This is a genomic window from Streptomyces sp. NPDC057271, assembly GCF_042668715.1.
Classification (GTDB): domain Bacteria; phylum Actinomycetota; class Actinomycetes; order Streptomycetales; family Streptomycetaceae; genus Streptomyces.
On sequence record NZ_JBHUYJ010000127.1, the window covers coordinates 1 to 19831 of the forward strand.

The window sequence follows — 19831 nt, forward strand, 5'->3', positions numbered from 1 at the left end:
CCCGTACCCGCGACAACGCGCGGCGTCATGCCCGTGCCGACGCGGCGGTCGCCGTGCGGCGGGCGGGGGACCGGGCCGTGATCGGGGTGGTGGCCGACGACGGGCCGGGGGTGCCGGACGCCGACCGTGAGCGGATCTTCGAACGGTTCGTACGGTTCGTACGGCTCGAACAGTTCGTACGGCTCGACGCCGCGCGCGGCCGTGACGAGGGCGGCGCGGGGCTCCGCCGTGCGATCGCCCGGGACGTCGCCGTACGGCACGGTGGCACCCTCGCCGTCCGTGAGGCGCCCGGTGGCGGTGCCCCGTTCGAAACCACGCCTGCCGCTCGCGGAGAGCCGCTAGGGCTTGCCCCGGCGGCCCCGGAGCTGCTCGGCGACGGGCTTGAGGGATTCGTGGAGGTCGCCGAGAGCCTCGGGCGACAGCTGGTCGATGAAGTGCCTGCGCACCGACTCCACGTGGTGGGGCGCCACCTTGCGCATGGTCTCCATGCCCTGGTCCGTCAGGACCGCGTACAGCCCGCGCCGGTCCGACTCGCAGTTGGCGCGGCGCACGAGCCCCGCGTTCTCCATGCGCGTGATCTGGTGCGAGAGCCGGCTCTTGGACTGCAGCGTGGCTGTCGCCAGGTCGCTCATGCGCAGACGCCGTTCGGCCGACTCCGAGAGGTTCACCAGGATCTCGTAGTCGTTCATGGTCAGGCCGAAGGGCTGGAGATCCTTCTCCAGCTGATATGTCAGCATCCGGTTGACGTCCAGATAGGTGCGCCACGCACACTGCTCGGCGTCGGTGAGCCAGGGGGTGGCCGTCTCGGTCTCCATATATGGATTCTACCTAAGAAGTTGAAAACTGGACGAAATGAGGGAGTGTGACGCCGGGCACCCAGGGCCCCGACGGGCGCAGATGTTCGAGGGCGTCACACTCCGCAGACTACCGGCTACAGACCGAAGCGCCGCTGGAGGTCTCCGAGCTGTCCGGGAAGGCGCGGTGTCGAACCGTGCGCCCCTTGGCCGGAACCCTGTGCTCCGGGAACGCCGCCGCCCGGAACCCCCGGCTGCCCGCCGACCTCTCCGATCGCCCGGTCGGCCATCAGCATCTCGGTCGACTGGAGCAGTACCGTACCCGCCCCCACGAACTCGAACTGGTGCTCCTCGCCCGAGGTCCCGCCGATCCCGGTCAGCGCGCGGACCCCGCCCATCACGCCCGTCATGTAGCCGTGGTCGTAGTGGTGGCACGGGGACGGACAGTCCGCCCAGCCGACCAGGGCCTGCGGGTCCACCCGCATCGGCGGCTCCATGAAGACAACCGGCCCGTTCGAGGCCGCCACGAACTTGCCCGTGCCGATCAGCGTCACGAAGCCCGGCACGATCGACTGCTTCAGCGCCAGCGTCGGCTGGTACGCGAGCAGATTGCCCGAACGGATCGTCAGATTGCCCTCGTCCAGGTCGAACGAGTTCACGTCGAAGGCCCGGTCGGCGAGGAGCATCTTGCCGCTGCCCTCCGCCACCACCCAGTCGCTCGCGTGCAGGGGCGAGTGGAACGACGTACGGACCAGGCGGTCCAGGTGCCCGTGGCCGATGCCGTTGAAGTCGATCCGCCCGTAGTAGGCGATCATCTTGCCCTTCTGCAGGAACCACTGGGAGCCCTTGAGCTCCACGCAGAAGGTGTACGGATTGACGTTGTCGTCGGACGGGAGTGACTGCGGGTCGAGCACGACGGGACCGGTCACAGCTTCTCCTCCGAGGCCTGCACGTACACCGCACCACTGCCGGTCAGCTCCAGCTGGAACGCCTCACCGGAGCCCCGTCCCACCATGTCGCGCCAGCCCAGCGCGGTGGAGAGCTTGTTCCGTACGTCGCCGTGGTGCGCGACGTACGCCTGCGGGTCCACGTGGACCGCTCGTCCCGGTGTGATCGGCAGCTCGATCACGCCGCCGTGGGCCATGACGGCGACCGCGCCGCGGCCCTTGAGCGTCGTCGTGAAGAGCCCCTGGCCCGTCACCTGGCCGCGCACCATGCCCATGACCCCGCCCTGGGAGCCCATGAACATCGTGCCCTGCTGCAGGGTGCCGTCGAAGGCGAGCAGGCGGTCGGCCTCGACGTACAGGGTGTCGCCGGTCAGCTGGATCACCTGGATGTGGTGGCCGCCGTGCCCGAACATCACCGTGCCGTTGCCCTCGACGGTCATCAGCGGCGTCGCCTCGCCGGCCACCCGGCGGCCGATCATCGACATCACGCCGCCCTGCCCGCCGGCCATGTTCGGCGTGAAAGTGACGTCGCCGCGGTACGCGAGCATCGCACCGCGTTGGCTGAACATGCGCTGTCCGGGGACGACGGTCGCCTCGACCATCTTCGAGTTGATCTCGCGGAACGGCATCAGACGTCGCCCCCGATCGTGTTCCGCTCGCTGGGCTGCACGTACACGATGCCGTCGCCCTCGAAACGGATCTGGAAGGCCTCGCCGCCGCCCTCACCGAGGAAGGTGCGGAACGTCACACCGGACTGGAAGCTCTGCTGCAGGTTGCCCTGGTGGGCGATGTACGCGCCGGGGTCGACGGAGAGCGGGTACTGCGGAGTCACGCGCAGCACCACCGCCGGGCCGTCGGACATGATCGCCGCCTGCCCCGAGCCCTCGACGGTCGTGGTGAAGAGGCCGTTGCCGGTCGCTCCGCCACGCAGACCCGTGAAGCTCGTGCCGGTGCGCAGCCCCGCGTCGGTGCAGAGCAGGTTGCTCGCCTCGACGTAGAGCTTGTCGCCGTGCAGCGAGACGAGGTTGATCTCGGAGGCGCGGTCGGCGAACCAGCAGGTCCCCTGGCCCTTCACCTCCATCACCTCCATCTGCTCACCCGTGAGCCGGCGCGTGACCATGCCGCGCAGGCCCTCGCCTCCGCCGGACATCTTCTTGAAGGCCATCTGGCCGTCATAGGCCACCATGGAGCCGTTTTTGGCCTTGACGGCATCGCCGGTCATGGACACGGCGAGCACTTTGCTGCCTTGGAGTCGGAACGTTGCCACGGAGGGAGATTACGGGCCCCCCGGCTAAAGGAACAGCAAAGTCGGCATGCACAATGGAGCCGCCCACCCTTGTGCATCCGTTCACAAGATCGAACGAAGGTGACCCCCTCCCGTGGACATCAAGACCGCATCCTCCCTCCACCGCCTCCGACTCGTCTCCGCGCCGGAGGCCGTCTCCTTCCTGCTGCTGCTCGTCTGCTCGGTGCTCAAGCGCACGACGGACTTCAACGCCGTGCCGGTGATGGGCGCGGTCCACGGCATCCTCTTCATCCTGTACGTGCTCTTCTGGCTGGACGCCTGGAACCGTACGAAGTGGCAGTTCAAGACGGCCGCCCTCTACTTCGTCCTCTCGGTGCTGCCGTTCGGCGGCTTCTTCGCGGAGCGCAGGCTCAAGCGCGAGGCCGAGGACGCGGTCGTCGCCTCCCGCGCCCGCCGCGAGAGCGCGATGGAGGCGTGACCGTCGCCCTCGGTCTCCGAGCCCCCGAACCCGCCGCGGGTGTCGGGGGCTCAGTCGTGTGCGGCGCCGGGGGCGCTCAGGGCGATGCCGACCGGGGTGCGTTCGTACAGCACCTGGTGGCCGTACCGGCGCGAGGTCAGCAGGCCGGGCTCCCTCACCGGGGCGTACACCCTCGGGCTCGACGCCTGGTTCGTCGCCGCCGTCCTCCGTGTCCGCCGTGTCCGCGCGACCGAAGTTCGAGACGGGGCTGACCACCATGTGACCAGTGGGTAAGGTCGACGCGTGCCGAAGCCGCTCAGTCTCCCCTTCGACCCCATCGCCCGCGCCGACGAACTCTGGCAGAAGCGCTGGGGGCCGGTCCCCTCGATGGCCGCGATCACCTCGATCATGCGCGCCCACCAGATCCTCCTCGCGGAGGTCGACGCCGTCGTCAAGCCGTACGGACTGACGTTCGCGCGGTACGAGGCGCTGGTGCTGCTCACCTTCTCCAAGGCCGGTGAGCTGCCGATGTCCAAGATCGGCGAGCGGCTGATGGTCCACCCGACCTCGGTCACCAACACCGTCGACCGGCTTGTGAAGTCCGGCCTCGTCGACAAGCGGCCCAACCCCAACGACGGCCGTGGCACCCTCGCCTCGATCACCGAGAAGGGCCGCGAGGTGGTCGAGGCCGCCACCCGAGACCTCATGGCGATGGACTTCGGGCTCGGGGTCTACGACGCCGAGGAGTGCGGCGAGATCTTCGCGATGCTGCGCCCGCTCCGGGTGAACGCGCACGACTTCGACGAGAGCTGACCGGAACCGGGCCCGCCGGAAGATCGCCCGGAACGGGCCGTTACGCTCGACGGCATGAAATCCAGCGTGCTGACCCGTTACCGCGTGATGGCGTACATCACCGCCGTCATGCTGCTCGTGCTCTGCACGTGCATGGTCTTCAAGTACGGGTTCGACATGGGCGAGGACGTGACCTTCGCGGTCTCCCAGACCCACGGCGTCCTCTACATCATCTACCTGATCTTCGCCTTCGACCTGGGCTCCAAGGCGAAGTGGCCGTTCGGCAAGCTCCTGTGGGTGCTGCTGTCCGGGACGATTCCCTTCGCCGCCTTCTTCGTCGAGCGCAAGGTCGTCCGCGAGACGCTTCCGCTGGTCAGCGGCGCGCAGTCGGCTCCCGTCAAGGCCTGACCCGGCCCGGCGCCACACCCCTCGCACGGATGTGCGGGGGTTTGCCATCGACATTTACTAGGACGTCCTAGTAAATTCGAAGCATGGACGCAGACGCGATCGAGGAAGGCCGCCGACGCTGGCAGGCCCGCTACGACAAGGCCCGCAAGCGGGACGCAGACTTCACCACGCTCTCCGGTGATCCGGTCGAGCCCGTCTACGGCCCCCGGCCCGGGGACACCTACGAGGGCTTCGAGCGCATCGGCTGGCCCGGGGAGTACCCCTTCACCCGGGGTCTGCACCCGACCGGGTACCGCGGCCGGACCTGGACCATCCGCCAGTTCGCCGGCTTCGGCAACGCCGAGCAGACCAACGAGCGGTACAAGATGATCCTGGCCGCCGGCGGCGGCGGGCTCTCGGTCGCCTTCGACATGCCCACCCTCATGGGCCGCGACTCCGACGACCCGCGCTCGCTCGGCGAGGTCGGCCACTGCGGTGTCGCCATCGACTCCGCCGCCGACATGGAGGTCCTCTTCAAGGACATCCCGCTCGGCGACGTCACCACCTCGATGACCATCTCCGGGCCCGCCGTGCCCGTCTTCTGCATGTACCTGGTCGCCGCCGAGCGCCAGGGCGTCGACCCGGGCGTGCTCAACGGCACGCTCCAGACCGACATCTTCAAGGAGTACATCGCGCAGAAGGAGTGGCTCTTCCAGCCCGAGCCCCACCTGCGCCTCATCGGCGACCTGATGGAGCACTGCGCGCAGGGCATCCCCGCGTACAAGCCGCTCTCCGTCTCCGGCTACCACATCCGCGAGGCCGGAGCGACGGCCGCGCAGGAGCTGGCGTACACCCTCGCCGACGGCTTCGGCTACGTGGAACTCGGCCTCTCCCGCGGCCTGGACGTCGACGTCTTCGCCCCGGGTCTGTCCTTCTTCTTCGACGCGCACCTCGACTTCTTCGAGGAGATCGCCAAGTTCCGCGCCGCCCGCCGGATCTGGGCCCGCTGGATGAAGGAGGTCTACGGCGCCAAGACCGACAAGGCGCAGTGGCTCCGCTTCCACACCCAGACCGCCGGTGTCTCCCTCACCGCCCAGCAGCCGTACAACAACGTCGTACGGACCGCGGTCGAGGCGCTCTCCGCGGTCCTCGGCGGCACCAACTCGCTGCACACCAACGCCCTCGACGAGACGCTGGCGCTCCCCAGCGAGCAGGCCGCCGAGATCGCGCTCCGCACGCAGCAGGTGCTGATGGAGGAGACGGGTGTGGCCAACGTGGCCGACCCGCTGGGCGGCTCCTGGTACGTCGAGCAGCTCACCGACCGGATCGAGGCCGACGCCGAGAAGATCTTCGACCAGATCAAGGAGCGCGGCCGCCGCGCCCACCCGGACGGCTCGCACCCCATCGGCCCGATCACCTCAGGCATCCTGCGCGGGATCGAGGACGGCTGGTTCACCGGCGAGATCGCCGAGTCCGCCTTCCAGTACCAGCAGTCCCTGGAGAAGGGCGACAAGCGGGTCGTCGGCGTCAACGTCCACCACGGCTCGGTCACCGGCGACCTGGAGATCCTCCGCGTCAGCCACGAGGTCGAGTGGGAGCAGGTCCGGGTCCTCGGGGAGCGCAAGGCCCGCCGCGACGACGCCCGGGTCCGCGCCGCGCTGGACGCGATGCTGGCGTCCGCCCGTGACGGCTCGAACATGATCGGCCCGATGCTGGACGCGGTACGGGCGGAGGCCACGCTCGGCGAGATCTGCGACGTGCTCCGCGAGGAGTGGGGCATCTACACCGAGCCCCCGGGCTTCTAGCCGCACGCGCCCGGACGAGCAGGGGCGGTACGGGACCTCCCGTACCGCCCCCTCGTCTCCCCGGACTACTCGGCCGCCGTACCGCCCCCTCGTCGCACTCGACGGACACCCGCCCATCAGCCGCGTCAACAACGCTGCGGGTCAATACACCTAGGGCGTGGCCGCCGCCGCGCCCAGACCCCCGATGATCAGGGCCGTGAAGCGCTGGACCCACGCCGCGTCGACCGGCTCGGCGCTCACCAGGGCGCGGTGGACGACCGCGCCGGCGATCACGTCGAAGATCAGGTCGTCGGTGCTGTCCACCGACGTCGGGTCCCGGTCGGAGGGGAGTTCGCCGCGCTCCTGGGCGCGCTGGCGGCCTTCGAGGACGAGCCGCTTCTGCCGGTCCACGATGGAGGTGCGGATGCGCTCGCGCAGCGGTACGTCCCGGGTGGACTCCGCCACCACGGCCATCAGCGCCGTCTTGGTCTCCGGCCGCTGGAGCAGTGCGGCGAACTGGAGGACCACATGCTCGATGTCGGCCCGGAGGGAACCGAGGTCGGGCAGTTCGAGTTCGTCGAAGAGGACGGCGACGGCGTCCACGACCAGTTCGTTCTTGCTCGCCCAGCGCCGGTAGAGGGTCGTCTTGGCCACCCCAGCGCGGCCGGCCACATCGCCCATCGTCAGCTTGGACCAGCCCAGTTCGACCAGCGCGGCACGGGTCGCCTCGAGGATCGCGGCATCGGCCTCGACACTGCGCGGGCGTCCCACACGGCTGCGGGAGATGCGGGAACTGGTGCGGCTACACATGGAGATCGACCATACCCGCCGGTAGGTATTGCGCCAGGGGTGCGTGATGTGAGCCAGTTCACCGGGGAGTCCTTCCCGTGAGCCGACCGGGACAGTTACGCTACGACCTGTAGCGAAAGGCCTCGACCGGCCTGAGCGACAACCACATGCGCCGGGTGGGGACCCGACGCGACCGAAGGGAACCGCGCACCTTGGTGTGCGGTTCAGCCATGACTTACCGGTTACGCGCGCGGAGGGGGGAGGATGTAGTCATGCAGCCCAGAAACATGTCCATGAGCGGCGTCGTCGACCTCGCCGCGGTGAAGGCGGCCGGAGAGGCCAAGGCCAAGGCGGAGCAGGCACGCGCGCAGGCCGCCCGGCAGGGCGGGCCCGCGGCCGTCGCCCCCTCCGCCCTGGTGATCGATGTCGACGAGGCCGGCTTCGAGCGTGATGTCCTCCAGCGCTCCGCCGAGGTTCCGGTCGTCATCGACTTCTGGGCCGAGTGGTGCGAGCCCTGCAAGCAGCTCGGCCCCCTCCTGGAGCGGCTCGCCGTCGAGTACAACGGCCGCTTCCTCCTGGCGAAGATCGACGTCGACGCCAACCAGATGCTGATGCAGCAGTTCGGCATCCAGGGGATTCCGGCCGTTTTCGCGGTGGTCGCCGGCCAGGCGCTGCCGCTCTTCCAGGGTGCGGCGCCCGAGGCCCAGATCCGCGAGACCCTGGACCAGCTGATCCAGGTCGGCGAGGAGCGCTTCGGCCTCACCGGTATCGCCGTGGACCCGGACGCCGCGGACGACGGCGCGTCCGCCGCCGCCCCCGTGCCGGCCGGCCCGTACGACGCGCTGCTGGAAGCGGCCATGTCGGCGCTGGACGCCGGTGATCTGGCCGGCGCCGTCCAGGCGTACAAGAACGTGCTCGTCGACGACCCGGGCCACCCGGAGGCCAAGCTGGGCCTCGCCCAGGCGGAACTGCTCGCCCGGGTGCAGGACATGGACCCGCAGCAGGTGCGCAAGAACGCGGCCGACGATCCGGCCGACGTCACTGCGCAGATCGCCGCCGCCGATCTCGATCTGGTGGGCGGTCATGTCGAGGACGCCTTCGGCCGGCTCGTGGACGCCGTGCGGCGCACGGCCGGTGAGGACCGGGACGCGGCACGGCTGCGGCTCCTGGAGCTCTTCGAGGTCATCGGTCCGGACGACCCGCGGGTCACGACGGCCCGTCAGGCCCTCGCACGCGTGCTGTTCTGACCCGTTCCATCCCGTCCGGGACAGCCCTGATTCGTCGACACAGTGACAGAACGCGGCCGCGCTTTACCAAAACTTGGTAATCGCGGCCGCTGTTACTTGCAGTAAATCGAACCCCGATTTCTGTCCGGGTTTCACCTTCATCCTCCCCTATGTCGCCACCCTTGACGGCACCCTGTGTGGCCGGGCGGCATCGCCCTGTCGTGGCGCGGTTATCCAGCCGTTACTAGTGAGTAACGAACCCCCTTGTGCCCCGGCCCGTAATGGACCACGATCGGCGACGCTCGGTCCTGTACCGCAACCCCGGCACCCAACCGGGACGGCGGCGAGGGTCCCCACCGAGCGGGTCGGCGACAGTGGCGCCGGCCGTGGACAGGGGGGTTCCTGCTCTCACCGGCAGGGCCTGTCCAAGAGGTTGCGCGCAAGGCGTGGCCAGTGGTTGTCGCTCGGGGGTGATCGCCGGTGAAGTCGGACGCTCCTCGCGCCCGGTGTTCGGCGCTCCTTCCCGAGGACGTAGCACTTCTCCCATCCCAGGACGGGCCCTGGGCCCATCCGGAGATGTACGTCCGAGAAGGAGGATTCTCATGAAGTCCCAGGTTCGTGGCGGGACCAGATGGAAGCGGTTCGCCGTCGTCATGGTGCCGAGTGTGGCCGCGACGGCCGCGATCGGTGTCGGCCTGGCTCAGGGCGCGCTCGCCGCGTCCTTCAGCATCTCCGGCCAGGAGTTCAAGGTTAAGGCCGACAGCCTTGTCGGTAAGGACTTCGTCCAGTACGGCAGCGTGGCGTCCGGCAAGGACCTCGAGGGCAAGCCCTTCGCGGAGCCGGTCGGTGTCTCGGGCTTCTCCGAGGCCTGGATCACCAACATGTGCCAGTCCGTGGTGACGCCGAACGTGCCGTTCATCGGCAACGTGTCGCTCGAGCTGCGTGCCGGTACGGAGAAGAACAAGCCGGTCTACGCGAAGGACATCTACCTCGACGTCTCCTCGCTGAAGGCGGACGCCGAGTTCGGCAACATCGACATCGGTGTGGCCGCGGGCTCGCTCCCGAAGTCCGAGGGCAAGCCGGGCATCCAGCCCGGTACCAAGGCCAACCCCTACGGCTTCTCGCAGCGCGCCGAGACGGCGAAGCTCACCAACGTGGAGCAGAAGGCGTGGGCGACCACGGCCGGAACGTTCAAGCTCAGCAACCTGAGCCTGAAGCTGCACAAGGGCACCAAGGAGTGCTTCACCGAGTAGTCACTCGGTGCGGCATCCGGCACAACCGCCCGGCGGGCGAGGGCCGTCGTTCGTTCCGTACGGCCCCGCCCGTTTCCGGCCATAGCGCCGTCTTCTTCACTTCTCTCAGCAACACCGCTTCCAGGGAGCTGTTTTCCATGAGCGCCGAGTCCACTGCTTCCCGCGGAGTCCCGAACCAGCGAGAGCGCCGCTTCCACGACTGGCGGGGCAGCAGGCCTTTCTGGGCCGGTCTGTTCACCATGATCGGCGGCGTACCGATCGCCTACTTCCCGTACGCCGACCTGCGACTCGGCAACATGACGATCGCCATGGCGACGACGGGCGGCGCCGGAGCGCTGATCATCGGCGTGCTTCTGGTGACGCTCGGACTGACGATGTGGTTCCAGCCCGTCGTACGGGTCTTCTCGGGCGTCGCGGCGATCGTGCTGGCGCTCGTCTCCATCCCGGTCTCCAACCTCGGCGGCTTCTTCATGGGCTTCCTGCTGGCCCTGGTCGGTGGCGGACTCTCCGTCGCGTGGGCCCCGGGCGCTCCGGTGGAGGGGACCGCGAAGCCGGCCGGCGAGCCGACGGGCGCCGACGCGGGCGAGCACGAGTACGACGGTCAGCCGCAGGGATCCGAGGCACCGGAGGAGACCCAGCCGGTCGACTTCGGGAAGGCCGCGGTTCCGGAGCAGCGCGCCGGTGAGGAGCCGGACCCGCAGGCGGGTTCCGGTGCGCAGGCGACCGAATCGACGATCGATGCCAACGGCGGGAGGAACAGTGCGGGGTGACGAAACACAGTCGGCGCAGTCGGCGACGGCTGCGGACGACGCCACTCTGGCTCGCAGGGGTCCGCGGCACGCGGCACCGCGCAAGTCGCTGCTGAACAAGATCCAGGGACCCGCGGGAAAGGCGATGGCCCTGGCCGCCATGCCGACCGCGGTCCTGATGGGCATGGGCATGGCGCCCAAGCTCGCCCTCGCCGACGAGAAGGACATCCCCTTCGCGCCCGGTCCGTGCGTGACCCGCTCGGACGAGCCGGTGGCCGAGGAGTCGACGAAGCCCGCCGAGACGCCCGAGCCCAAGCCCACGGCCGACGCGAGCGAGAGCCCGAGCCCGACCGGATCGCCGAAGCCCGACACGACGGAGGAGCCGGAGGCGCCCAAGCCGACGTCCACTCCCTCGGCGACGGCCACGACGAAGCCGGACGCCGAGGAGCAGCAGGCCCCGGCCCCGGCGCCCACCCCGACGAAGAGCGTCAACCCGCTCGACCCGCTGGGCCTCGGCGACAAGATCAAGGACCTCTTCGACGGGCCCGACGCCACCCCGACGGCCACGCCGACGCAGACCGCCACCACGACGAAGCCGCCGGCCGACGAACCTGCCGAGAAGCCGACGGCCGAACCCGACGACAAGCCGGCGACCACGGCGCCCAAGCCGGGCGAGGCCACCGACGACGCCCCGGTCGACAAGACCAAGGCCGCGATCAAGGACGCCGCGGAGAAGGCCGGCGCCACGGTCGAGGAGCTGCCGGAGGACGCCAAGGGTCTCGACGCCAAGAAGGACGAGGACATACCCGAGGGCGCCAAGCCGCGCTTCCCGTGCCCCGAGGCCGACCCCGAGGCGCTCGCGGCCGCGGAGCTGGAGCCGGGCGTCCCGCTGCTCCCGGACGAGCCGTGGATCCTCAACAGCACGAGGCTCACGCTCAAGGGTCTCAAGTACCACGGCATCGTCGAGGTGAAGACGGGCAGCGGAAGGATCAAGAAGGTGCTGAAGTTCACCGCGAAGGACGGCGTGGACATCAAGGACCTGCACCAGCGCACCGTCCACTCGGAGGGCTACACGGGACACGTCCGCTCCGACAAGGGCTCGACGTCGACCATGAGCAACGGCACCGTGACCATGTACACGGAGAAGCTGAAGGGCAACCTCTTCGGCATCATCCCGGTCACCTTCAGCCCGGAGACCCCGCCGCCGCTCGACGTACCGTTCGCGATCTTCACGGACGTCGAGGTGACCCAGGCCGGTCAGTTCGGCGGCACGCTCACGGTGCCCGGCCTGCGCAACACGGTCGAGCCCAGCTGACGCGCAGCGCGCGACACGAGCCGGTCAGGGAGCCGCGTCGACACGAGCCGGTCAGGGAGCCGCGTCGACACGAGCCGGTCAGGGAGCCGCGTCGACACGAGCCGGTCAGGGAGCCGCGTCGACACGAGCCCGTCAGGGAGCCGCGTCGTCACGTGCCCGTCAGGGAGCCGCGCGCGACATGGACCCGTCAGGGAGCCGCACATGACGAGGGCCCCCGTCCGATCCGGACGGGGGCCCTCGTCATGGCCGGAGGCCGGGCTCGGTGCGTCAGTCGCGACCGGCGCCGCCCAGGTGGTGCACCCGGACCATGTTCGTGGTGCCGGGGACGCCGGGGGGCGAGCCGGCCGTGATGACCATGGTGTCGCCCTCGTTGTAACGCTGGAGCTTCAGCAGCTCCGCGTCGACGATGTCGACCATCGCGTCCGTGGTCTCCACGAACGGCACGAGGAAGGACTCCACGCCCCAGCTCAGCGTCAGCTGGTTGCGGGTGGCCTCGTCGGTGGTGAAGGCCAGGATCGGCGGGATCGCGCGGTAGCGCGAGAGGCGGCGGGCGGTGTCGCCGGACTGGGTGAAGGCGATCAGCGCCTTGCCGTCCAGGAAGTCCGCGATCTCGCAGGCCGCGCGGGCCACCGAACCGCCCTGCGTGCGCGGCTTCTTGCCGGGCACGAGCGGCTGGAGGCCCTTGGAGAGCAGCTCCTCCTCGGCCGCGGTGACGATCTTCGACATCGTCTTCACGGTCTCGATCGGGTAGGCGCCGACGGAGGACTCCGCCGAGAGCATGACCGCGTCCGCGCCGTCCAGGATCGCGTTGGCCACGTCGGAGGCCTCGGCGCGCGTGGGGCGGGAGTTGGTGATCATCGACTCCATCATCTGGGTGGCGACGATGACCGGCTTGGCGTTGCGGCGGCACATCTCCACGAGGCGCTTCTGCACCATCGGGACCTTCTCCAGCGGGTACTCCACGGCGAGGTCGCCGCGGGCCACCATGACGGCGTCGAAGGCCGCGACGACGGCGGCCATGTTCTCCACCGCCTGCGGCTTCTCCACCTTGGCGATGACCGGGACCCGGCGGCCCTCCTCGTCCATCACCTTGTGGACGTCCTTGACGTCGTCGGCGTCGCGGACGAAGGAGAGGGCGACCATGTCGCAGCCCATACGGAGCGCGAAGCGGAGGTCCTCGACGTCCTTCTCGGACAGGGCCGGGACGTTGACTGCGGCACCCGGCAGGTTGATGCCCTTGTGGTCCGAGATGACACCGCCCTCGATGACCACGGTCTTGACCCGCGGGCCCTCGACCTCGACGACCCGCAGTTCGACGTTGCCGTCGTTGATCAGGACCTGGTCGCCCTTGGAGACGTCTCCCGGCAGGCCCTTGTACGTGGTGCCGCAGATGGACTTGTCACCCGCGACGTCTTCCGTGGTGATGGTGAACTCGTCACCGCGCACCAGCTCGACGGGACCTTCCGCGAAGGTCTCCAGACGGATCTTGGGGCCCTGGAGGTCGGCGAGCACACCGACGGCACGGCCGGTGTCGGCCACCGCCCTGCGGAGACGGTCGTACCGCTCCTGGTGCTCTGCCTGGGTCCCGTGGCTCATGTTGAATCGGGCCACGTTCATACCGGCCTCGATGAGCGCTTTCAGCTGCTCGTACGAGTCGACGGCGGGGCCCAGCGTGCAGACGATTTTGGAACGGCGCATGAGGCGGATCCTATCGGTTTGTTTCACTGCGGAATATTCCGGCTGGTGGAAAGTACAAATGGGCGCGGGGTCGCTCAGGCGTTCACTTCCGGAGCGGCCGCGGCCACCAGGTCGTAGCTCTGACGCGCGATCTCCCACTCCTCGTCCGTCGGCACCACGGCGACCGCCACCCGCGCGTACGCCGGCGAGATGATCCGTGCCTCGCCGGACCGTACGGCGTTGAGATCGGCGTCCACCGCCAGGCCCAGCTCCTCCAGGCCCACGATCGCAGCTTCCCGTACCGGAGCCGCGTTCTCCCCGACACCCGCCGTGAACGCGATCGCGTCCACCCGCCCGAGTACGGCGTAGTACGCCCCGATGTACTTCTTCAGCCGGTGGACGTAGATGTCGAAGGCGAGGGCCGCCCGCTCGTCGCCCTCGTCGATCCGGCGGCGGATCTCCCGCATGTCGTTGTCGCCGCAGAGCCCGACGAGCCCGGACCTCTTGTTGAGCAGGGTGTCCACGTCGTCGTCCGTCATGCCCGCCACCCGCTTGAGGTGGAAGGTCACCGCCGGGTCGACGTCACCCGAGCGCGTGCCCATGACCAGGCCCTCCAGCGGAGTGAGCCCCATCGAGGTGTCCACGCACCGCCCGCCCCTGACGGCCGAGGCCGACGCCCCGTTGCCCAGGTGCAGCACGATCACGTTCACCTCCTCCGGCTCCTTGCCCAGCAGCTTCGCCGTCTCACGGGAGACATAGGCGTGCGAGGTGCCGTGGAAGCCGTACCGCCGGATGCGGTGCGCGTCCGCCGTCTCCACGTCGATCGCATACCGGGCCGCCGACTCCGGCATCGTCGTGTGGAAGGCGGTGTCGAAGACCGCGACCTGGGGCAGGTCGGGGCGGAGCGCCATCGCCGTACGGATCCCGGTCAGGTTCGCCGGGTTGTGCAGCGGCGCGACCGGGACGAGCCGCTCGATCTCGGCGAGCACCTCCTCGTCGATCACGGTCGGCGCCGTGAACCGCAGCCCCCCGTGCACCACCCGGTGGCCGATGGCCGCCAGTTCGGGGGAGTCGAGGCCGAGGCCGTCCGCCGACAACTCCTCCGCCACCGCCTTCAGGGCGGCCGCGTGGTCGGCGATGGCACCGGTCCGCTCCCGCTGGGCGCCCCCGCCGCCCTGCAGCGGGGTGTGGACCAGACGCGAGGTCCTCTCGCCGATCCGCTCCACCAGGCCGACCGCGAGCCTGCTCCGTTCGCGCATGTCGAGCAGCTGGTACTTCACCGACGAGGAGCCGGAGTTGAGGACGAGAACGCGGGTCGCGGTGCCGGTGCCGGTCATGCGGGGAGCTCCTGGGACTGGCCCTCGGGGGCCTGGGGGATCTGGGACTGGATCGCCGTGATGGCGACCGTGTTGACGATGTCGCTGACGAGCGCGCCGCGCGAGAGGTCGTTCACCGGCTTGCGCAGACCCTGCAGGACCGGGCCGACGGCCACGGCGCCGGCCGAGCGCTGCACGGCCTTGTACGTGTTGTTGCCGGTGTTGAGGTCGGGGAAGATCAGCACGGTCGCCTGGCCGGCCACTTCCGACCCCGGCAGCTTGGTCGCCGCGACGGACGGCTCGACGGCCGCGTCGTACTGGATGGGGCCCTCGATCCGCAGCTCCGGGTGGGACTCCCGTACCAGCTTCGTCGCCTCGCGGACCTTGTCGACGTCCGCGCCGGAGCCCGAGGTGCCGGTGGAGTACGACAGCATCGCGATCCGCGGCTCGACACCGAAACGGGCCGCGGTGGCCGCCGACTGCACGGCGATGTCCGCGAGCTGCACCGCGTTCGGGTCCGGGTTCACCGCGCAGTCCCCGTACACCAGCACCCTGTCGGCCAGGCACATGAAGAAGACGGACGAGACGATGGATGCTCCCCCGGAGGCTTCGCCCTGGGAGGTGCCCCCAGGCCTGGCCTTGATGATCTCGAAGGCGGGGCGGATCGTCGCCGCCGTGGAGTGCACCGAGCCGGAGACCATGCCGTCGGCGAGGCCCTCCTCCACCATCAGCGTCCCGAAGTAGTTGACGTCCGAGACGACGTCGTACGCCAGCTCCACCGTCACGCCCCTGTGCGCGCGCAGCTCGGCGTACTTCGCGGCGAACGCGTCGCGCAACTCGGAGGTCTGAGGGTCGATGAGCCGGGTCGACGGCGACGACAGGTCGATGCCGAGGTCCGCGGCCTTCTTACGGATGACCTCGACGTCGCCGAGCAGCGTCAGGTCGCAGACGTCCCGGCGCAGCAGCACGTCGGCCGCGCGCAGCACGCGCTCCTCGGTGCCCTCCGGCAGGACCACGCGACGGCGGTCGGCGCGGGCCTGCTCCAGGAGGTCGTGCTCGAACATCATCGGGGTGACCCGGCCGGTGCGGGCCACCGAGATCCGCTTCAGCAGGTCGGCGGTGTCCACGTGCCGCTCGAAGAGGCCGAGCGCGGTCTCCGCCTTGCGGGGCGTGGCCGCGTTCAACTTGCCTTCGAGGGAGAAGAGTTCGGCGGCCGTGGGGAAGCTGTTGCCGGGGACCGAGATGACCGGGGTGCCGGGCGCGAGCCGGGCGGCCAGGGTCAGGATCTCGTCGCTGGGGCGCTCGTTCAGGGTGAGCAGGACGCCGGCGATGGGCGGGGTGCCGGCCGAGTGCGCCGCGAGCGCCCCGACGACGAGGTCGGCGCGGTCCCCGGGGGTGACCACCAGACAGCCGGGGGTCAGCGCGTTGAGGAAGTTCGGCAGCATCGCGCCGCCGAAGACGAAGTCCAGGGCGTCGCGTGCCAGGCCCGCGTCGTCGCCCAGCACGACCGAGGCACCCAGGTGATGGGTGATCTGGGCGACCGTGGGGGCGGAGAGCGCGGGCTCGTCCGGCAGGACGTAACAGGGCACCGGCAGCCGGGCCGCCAGTCGTTCGGCGATGGCCGCCCGGTCGTCGGCGGCCACCCGGTTGACGGCCATCGCGAGCACGTCGCAGCCCAGCCCGTCGTACGCCCGGAAGGCGTTGCGCGCCTCGGCCCGTACGGACTCGGCCGGCTGGCCCTTGCCGCCCACCACGGGTATCACCGAGGCGCCGAACTCGTTGGCGAGGCGCGCGTTGAGCGCCAGCTCGTCGGGGAGCTGGGTGGCGGCGAAGTCCGTACCGAGGACGAGGACGACCTCGTACTCCCGGGCCACCGCGTGGAAGCGGTCGACGAGCCGGGAGACCAGCTCGTCGGTACCCTGCTCGGCCTGGAGCGCGGACGCCTCGTGGTAGTCCATGCCGTAGACGCTCGCCGCGTCCTGGGAGAGCCGGTAGCGGGCACGCAGCAGGTCGAAGAGCCGGTCCGGGCCGTCGTGCACCAGGGGCCGGAACACCCCCACCCGGTCCACCTGGCGGGTCAGGAGCTCCATGACTCCCAGCTCGACGACCTGCCGGCCGTCCCCGCGGTCGATCCCGGTCACGTACACGCTGCGCGTCACGCCGTGGTCTCCTGTCCCGTTCCCATGCACCCGGTCGCGTCAACCGAGTGTGTTCAAAAAGCCCCGGTAGGGTGGCATAGCCCTCTTGACAATACCTCCGTGGGTGGATAAGACGCCCGCCGGGCAAAGGGCCCCTGAAAGGGGACGAAAGGCCCTCGGGGACGGGTGCGGGGAGCAGCCGGGAGCGCGGGGGCGGGGCCGGACGTGGGAGAATCGACGAAGCTCACACGTACCACTACCGAGCAGGAGACACGGCACGATGCGCATCGGAGTTCTCACCGCAGGCGGCGACTGCCCTGGCCTGAACGCAGTGATCCGGTCGGTCGTACACCGGGCGCTCACCGGCCACGGCGACGAAGTCATCGGCTTCGAGGACGGGTTCAAGGGTCTCCTCGACGGGCACTTCCGCCCCCTCGACCTCAACGCGGTCAGCGGCATCCTCGCCCGCGGCGGAACCATCCTCGGCTCCGCCCGCCTGGAGCGCAACCGACTGGCCGAAGCAGCCGCGTCCGCACCGGAGTTGGCGAAGGAGTACGGCATCGACGTGCTCATCCCGATCGGCGGCGAGGGCACGCTGACGGCCGCCCGGATGCTCGCGGACGCCGGTATGCCGGTCGTCGGTGTCCCCAAGACGATCGACAACGACATCTCCTCCACGGACCGCACCTTCGGCTTCGACACCGCCGTGGGCGTGGCGACCGAGGCCATAGACCGTCTCAAGACCACCGCCGAGTCCCACCAGCGCGTGATGGTCGTCGAGGTGATGGGCCGGCACGCCGGCTGGATCGCGCTGGAGTCCGGCATGGCCGGCGGCGCCCACGGCATCTGCCTGCCCGAGCGGCCCTTCCAGGTCGACGACCTCGTCAAGATGGTCGAGGAGCGCTTCGCGCGCGGCAAGAAGTTCGCCGTCGTCTGCGTCGCCGAGGGCGCGCACCCCGCCGAGGGCTCCATGGAGTACAAGAAGGGCGAGATCGACCAGTACGGTCACGAGCGCTTCCAGGGCATCGGCACGCGGCTCGCCATCGAGCTGGAGCGGCGCCTCGGCAAGGAGGCCCGGCCGGTCATCCTCGGGCACGTCCAGCGCGGCGGCACGCCGACGGCGTACGACCGGGTTCTCGCCACCCGCTTCGGCTGGCACGCCGTGGAGGCCGCCCACCGGGGCGACTTCGGGAAGATGACGGCGCTGCGCGGCACCGAGATCCGCATGGTCCCGCTGGCCGAGGCCGTCACGCAGCTGAAGACCGTCCCGTCGAGCCGGATGTCCGAGGCCGAGTCGGTCTTCTGACCTGCCCCGCCCGGGACCTCGGTCCCGGAGGCGTCCCGACGCCGAAGGGCCCCGATCGTCCCCGAGAAACCGCCGGACGATCGGGGCCCTCCCGTTCCCCCGTGTTCCCCCGTGTTCCGCCCGTGGTGGTTCCGGCCCCGGGGGCCGGACATTGCCGATTTCCACTCTTGAGTCGAACGGCCGGATCAACAAGGCTTGGGGCTGTCCCGGACATGTCCCGACCCTGTCCGGGGGAGGGGTGGCGAGCACGCATGACCGAGGGACACGCCGGCGGGGACGGCGCCCCCGACCCGCGCGGGGCCGACGCCGACGCCGGTCCCCGCTCCCGGATACGGCGGACCCTCGTCACCCTCGTCGCCGTCACCGGCCTCGTCCTCGCCGCCGTCAGCGTGGTCGCCGCCCTTGTGCGGGACGAGAGCGGCGACCGCCCGAAGACCACGGCCGGTGCCCTCACCGCGCCCGCCGCCGGGGACGTACGGATACGGGTGATCGGCTCGGACCTCTGCCTGAACGAGCGGCGCGGCGGCCGCAGCGGTCAGATCCACCAGCGGGAGTGCGAGGGCGCCGACGTCCCCCGGTACTCCTTGGAGGACCTCGGCTCCGGGGAGTGGCGGATCGTCTCCGACCACCCCGACCGCGGCCTCGGCTGCTTCGGCATCCCCTCGGGCGGACGGATCCCCGACGCCGCGTTCGAGGACTCCGAGTGCGGGGATCCGTCTCGCGTGGAAACGTTTCGCCTGGAGCCCTTCGGTACCCCGGTGACCGGATACCGCATCGTTCCGAGTGGCTCCGCGACCGCGAACTCCTGCGTCACCGTCGTCGGCGACCGGGCCGCAGCCTGGGTCGCGCCGGCCCAGGCCCCGTGTCGTGCGGACGCCCGGGGCCAGCTCTTCAGCTTCGACCGCCGCTGACGCCGTGCGGCCCTTCCGTTCAGACCGACCCGTATCAGCCCCGGATCATCGACATCAGCTGCTCGTGGGTCTCGGCGTCGGCCGCCGCCACGAGCCCACCGCCGCCGGCCCCGAGCGGTCCCCCGTCGACCCCGGTGACGACGCAGCCGGCCGCCCGGCACAGGGCGATGCCCGCGGCGAAGTGCACGCTCCCCGACAGATCGCCGCCGTCGCTGACGTACGCGGCCCGCTTGCCAGCCGCGACCCAGGCCAGTGCCAGCGTCGACGACACGACCCGCGGCCGGAACCGCTCGACGAATCCGGGGTGGGCCAGCAGGTCCACCGCCCGGAACCCGGGTGCGCTCGGAAACGGCGGATCGAGGTTGACATCCACAAGGCGGGTGGCGGGCGTCGGCGCGAGCGGCGTGACGGAGCCGTCGCCCTCGCCGTCGCCCCCGCGCCGCACCCAGGCGGCCTCGCCGTCGGTGAGGAAGACCTCGCCGCTGAACGGGTCGGCCACCGCCGCGGCCCCGTCGCGCAGCGCCACGTTGACGGCCACGAGCATGGTGCCGACGGCGTAGTTCAGGGTTCCGCAGAGCGGATCCACCAGCCACCGGCGCGCGGCATCGGCCGCACCCTGCCGCCCGCTCTCCTCGCCGAGCACCGAGTCGTCGGGCCGAGCGGCCCGGATGACATCGAGGATCGCCTTCTCCGCCGCCACGTCGGCGGCGGTGGCGAAGTCCCCGTCGCCCTTGTCGATACGGG

At 70.2% G+C, this 19831-nt stretch carries 19 protein-coding genes and 1 pseudogene; 11 read left to right on the forward strand and 9 right to left on the reverse strand.

The features are described from left to right. Nucleotides 1–342: pseudogene (locus tag ACFUJR_RS34850) on the forward strand (ATP-binding protein); the annotation flags it as partial. On the opposite strand, the gene ACFUJR_RS34855 reads toward ACFUJR_RS34850, so the two are convergent. From ACFUJR_RS34855 to ACFUJR_RS34870, 4 genes are all read right to left on the reverse strand, one after another. Further along, nucleotides 339–815, reverse strand: coding sequence for a MarR family winged helix-turn-helix transcriptional regulator (locus ACFUJR_RS34855; RefSeq protein WP_383178360.1), 477 nt, complete (start codon nt 813–815; stop codon nt 339–341). The pseudogene ACFUJR_RS34850 and the gene ACFUJR_RS34855 overlap by 4 nt on opposite strands. Before the next feature lie 116 nt (nt 816–931). Further along, nucleotides 932–1723, reverse strand: coding sequence for an AIM24 family protein (locus ACFUJR_RS34860; protein ID WP_383178363.1), 792 nt, complete (start codon nt 1721–1723; stop codon nt 932–934). Continuing rightward, nucleotides 1720–2370, reverse strand: coding sequence for an AIM24 family protein (locus tag ACFUJR_RS34865; RefSeq protein WP_383178366.1), 651 nt, complete (start codon nt 2368–2370; stop codon nt 1720–1722). Before ACFUJR_RS34865 ends, ACFUJR_RS34860 begins: the two co-directional genes overlap by 4 nt. Next, complete coding sequence (locus ACFUJR_RS34870; RefSeq protein ID WP_383178369.1) at nt 2370–3008, reverse strand: AIM24 family protein; 639 nt, start codon at nt 3006–3008, stop codon at nt 2370–2372. The genes ACFUJR_RS34865 and ACFUJR_RS34870 overlap by 1 nt, the downstream gene beginning before the upstream one ends. Before the next feature lie 112 nt (nt 3009–3120). Here ACFUJR_RS34870 and ACFUJR_RS34875 point away from each other — a divergent pair, with 112 nt between their 5' ends. The 4 genes from ACFUJR_RS34875 (at nt 3121) to ACFUJR_RS34890 (ending at nt 6428) form a co-directional block, all read left to right on the forward strand. After that, nucleotides 3121–3465 carry a DUF3817 domain-containing protein gene (locus tag ACFUJR_RS34875; RefSeq protein ID WP_383178372.1) on the forward strand — a complete coding sequence of 115 codons (345 nt, stop codon included), beginning with the start codon at nt 3121–3123 and terminating at the stop codon, nt 3463–3465. A gap of 282 nt (nt 3466–3747) precedes the next feature. Further along, nucleotides 3748–4257, forward strand: coding sequence for a MarR family winged helix-turn-helix transcriptional regulator (locus ACFUJR_RS34880; protein ID WP_383178375.1), 510 nt, complete (start codon nt 3748–3750; stop codon nt 4255–4257). Nucleotides 4258–4311: 54 nt separating this feature from the next. Next, nucleotides 4312–4644, forward strand: a complete 333-nt coding sequence (locus ACFUJR_RS34885; protein ID WP_362003734.1) for a DUF3817 domain-containing protein — start codon at nt 4312–4314, stop codon at nt 4642–4644. An 83-nt stretch (nt 4645–4727) separates the two neighbouring features. Next, entirely contained in the window at nt 4728–6428 is a 1701-nt protein-coding gene (locus ACFUJR_RS34890) for a methylmalonyl-CoA mutase (RefSeq protein WP_383178379.1), read from the forward strand. A gap of 150 nt (nt 6429–6578) precedes the next feature. Here ACFUJR_RS34890 and ACFUJR_RS34895 read toward each other — a convergent pair whose 3' ends face one another. Beyond that, the gene (locus ACFUJR_RS34895; RefSeq protein WP_383178382.1) at nt 6579–7217 is read right to left on the reverse strand and encodes a TetR/AcrR family transcriptional regulator; all 639 of its coding nucleotides are present in this window, start codon (nt 7215–7217) and stop codon (nt 6579–6581) included. 251 nt (nt 7218–7468) lie between these two features. On the opposite strand from ACFUJR_RS34895, the gene ACFUJR_RS34900 reads away from it, so the two are divergent. The 4 genes from ACFUJR_RS34900 (at nt 7469) to ACFUJR_RS34915 (ending at nt 11739) form a co-directional block, all read left to right on the forward strand. Continuing rightward, entirely contained in the window at nt 7469–8443 is a 975-nt protein-coding gene (locus tag ACFUJR_RS34900; protein WP_383178385.1) for a tetratricopeptide repeat protein, read from the forward strand. A gap of 581 nt (nt 8444–9024) precedes the next feature. After that, entirely contained in the window at nt 9025–9675 is a 651-nt protein-coding gene (locus tag ACFUJR_RS34905; RefSeq protein ID WP_383178388.1) for a DUF6230 family protein, read from the forward strand. A 137-nt stretch (nt 9676–9812) separates the two neighbouring features. Then, the gene (locus tag ACFUJR_RS34910; RefSeq protein ID WP_383178390.1) at nt 9813–10445 is read left to right on the forward strand and encodes a DUF6114 domain-containing protein; all 633 of its coding nucleotides are present in this window, start codon (nt 9813–9815) and stop codon (nt 10443–10445) included. Continuing rightward, nucleotides 10435–11739: a hypothetical protein gene (locus ACFUJR_RS34915; protein WP_383178393.1), complete on the forward strand. Its 1305-nt coding sequence runs from the start codon at nt 10435–10437 to the stop codon at nt 11737–11739. Before ACFUJR_RS34910 ends, ACFUJR_RS34915 begins: the two co-directional genes overlap by 11 nt. A 267-nt stretch (nt 11740–12006) precedes the next feature. Here ACFUJR_RS34915 and pyk read toward each other — a convergent pair whose 3' ends face one another. From pyk to pta, 3 genes are all read right to left on the reverse strand, one after another. Beyond that, nucleotides 12007–13437, reverse strand: coding sequence for a pyruvate kinase (gene pyk, locus ACFUJR_RS34920; protein WP_383166958.1), 1431 nt, complete (start codon nt 13435–13437; stop codon nt 12007–12009). A gap of 74 nt (nt 13438–13511) precedes the next feature. After that, nucleotides 13512–14753, reverse strand: a complete 1242-nt coding sequence (locus ACFUJR_RS34925) for an acetate kinase (protein WP_383166961.1) — start codon at nt 14751–14753, stop codon at nt 13512–13514. Then, nucleotides 14750–16891: a phosphate acetyltransferase gene (pta, locus tag ACFUJR_RS34930; protein ID WP_383166964.1), complete on the reverse strand. Its 2142-nt coding sequence runs from the start codon at nt 16889–16891 to the stop codon at nt 14750–14752. Before pta ends, ACFUJR_RS34925 begins: the two co-directional genes overlap by 4 nt. A gap of 259 nt (nt 16892–17150) precedes the next feature. Between pta and ACFUJR_RS34935 the strand changes: the two genes are divergently transcribed. Both ACFUJR_RS34935 and ACFUJR_RS34940 read left to right on the forward strand, forming a co-directional pair. Continuing rightward, a complete protein-coding gene (locus tag ACFUJR_RS34935) occupies nt 17151–18176 on the forward strand; it encodes an ATP-dependent 6-phosphofructokinase (protein ID WP_383166967.1) in 1026 nt (341 codons plus the stop codon). A gap of 251 nt (nt 18177–18427) precedes the next feature. After that, complete coding sequence (locus tag ACFUJR_RS34940) at nt 18428–19087, forward strand: RICIN domain-containing protein (protein ID WP_383166970.1); 660 nt, start codon at nt 18428–18430, stop codon at nt 19085–19087. Between the two features lie 34 nt (nt 19088–19121). Here ACFUJR_RS34940 and ACFUJR_RS34945 read toward each other — a convergent pair. Beyond that, a partial coding sequence (locus ACFUJR_RS34945; protein ID WP_383451103.1) for an inositol monophosphatase family protein occupies nt 19122–19831 on the reverse strand: 710 nt, incomplete at its 5' end.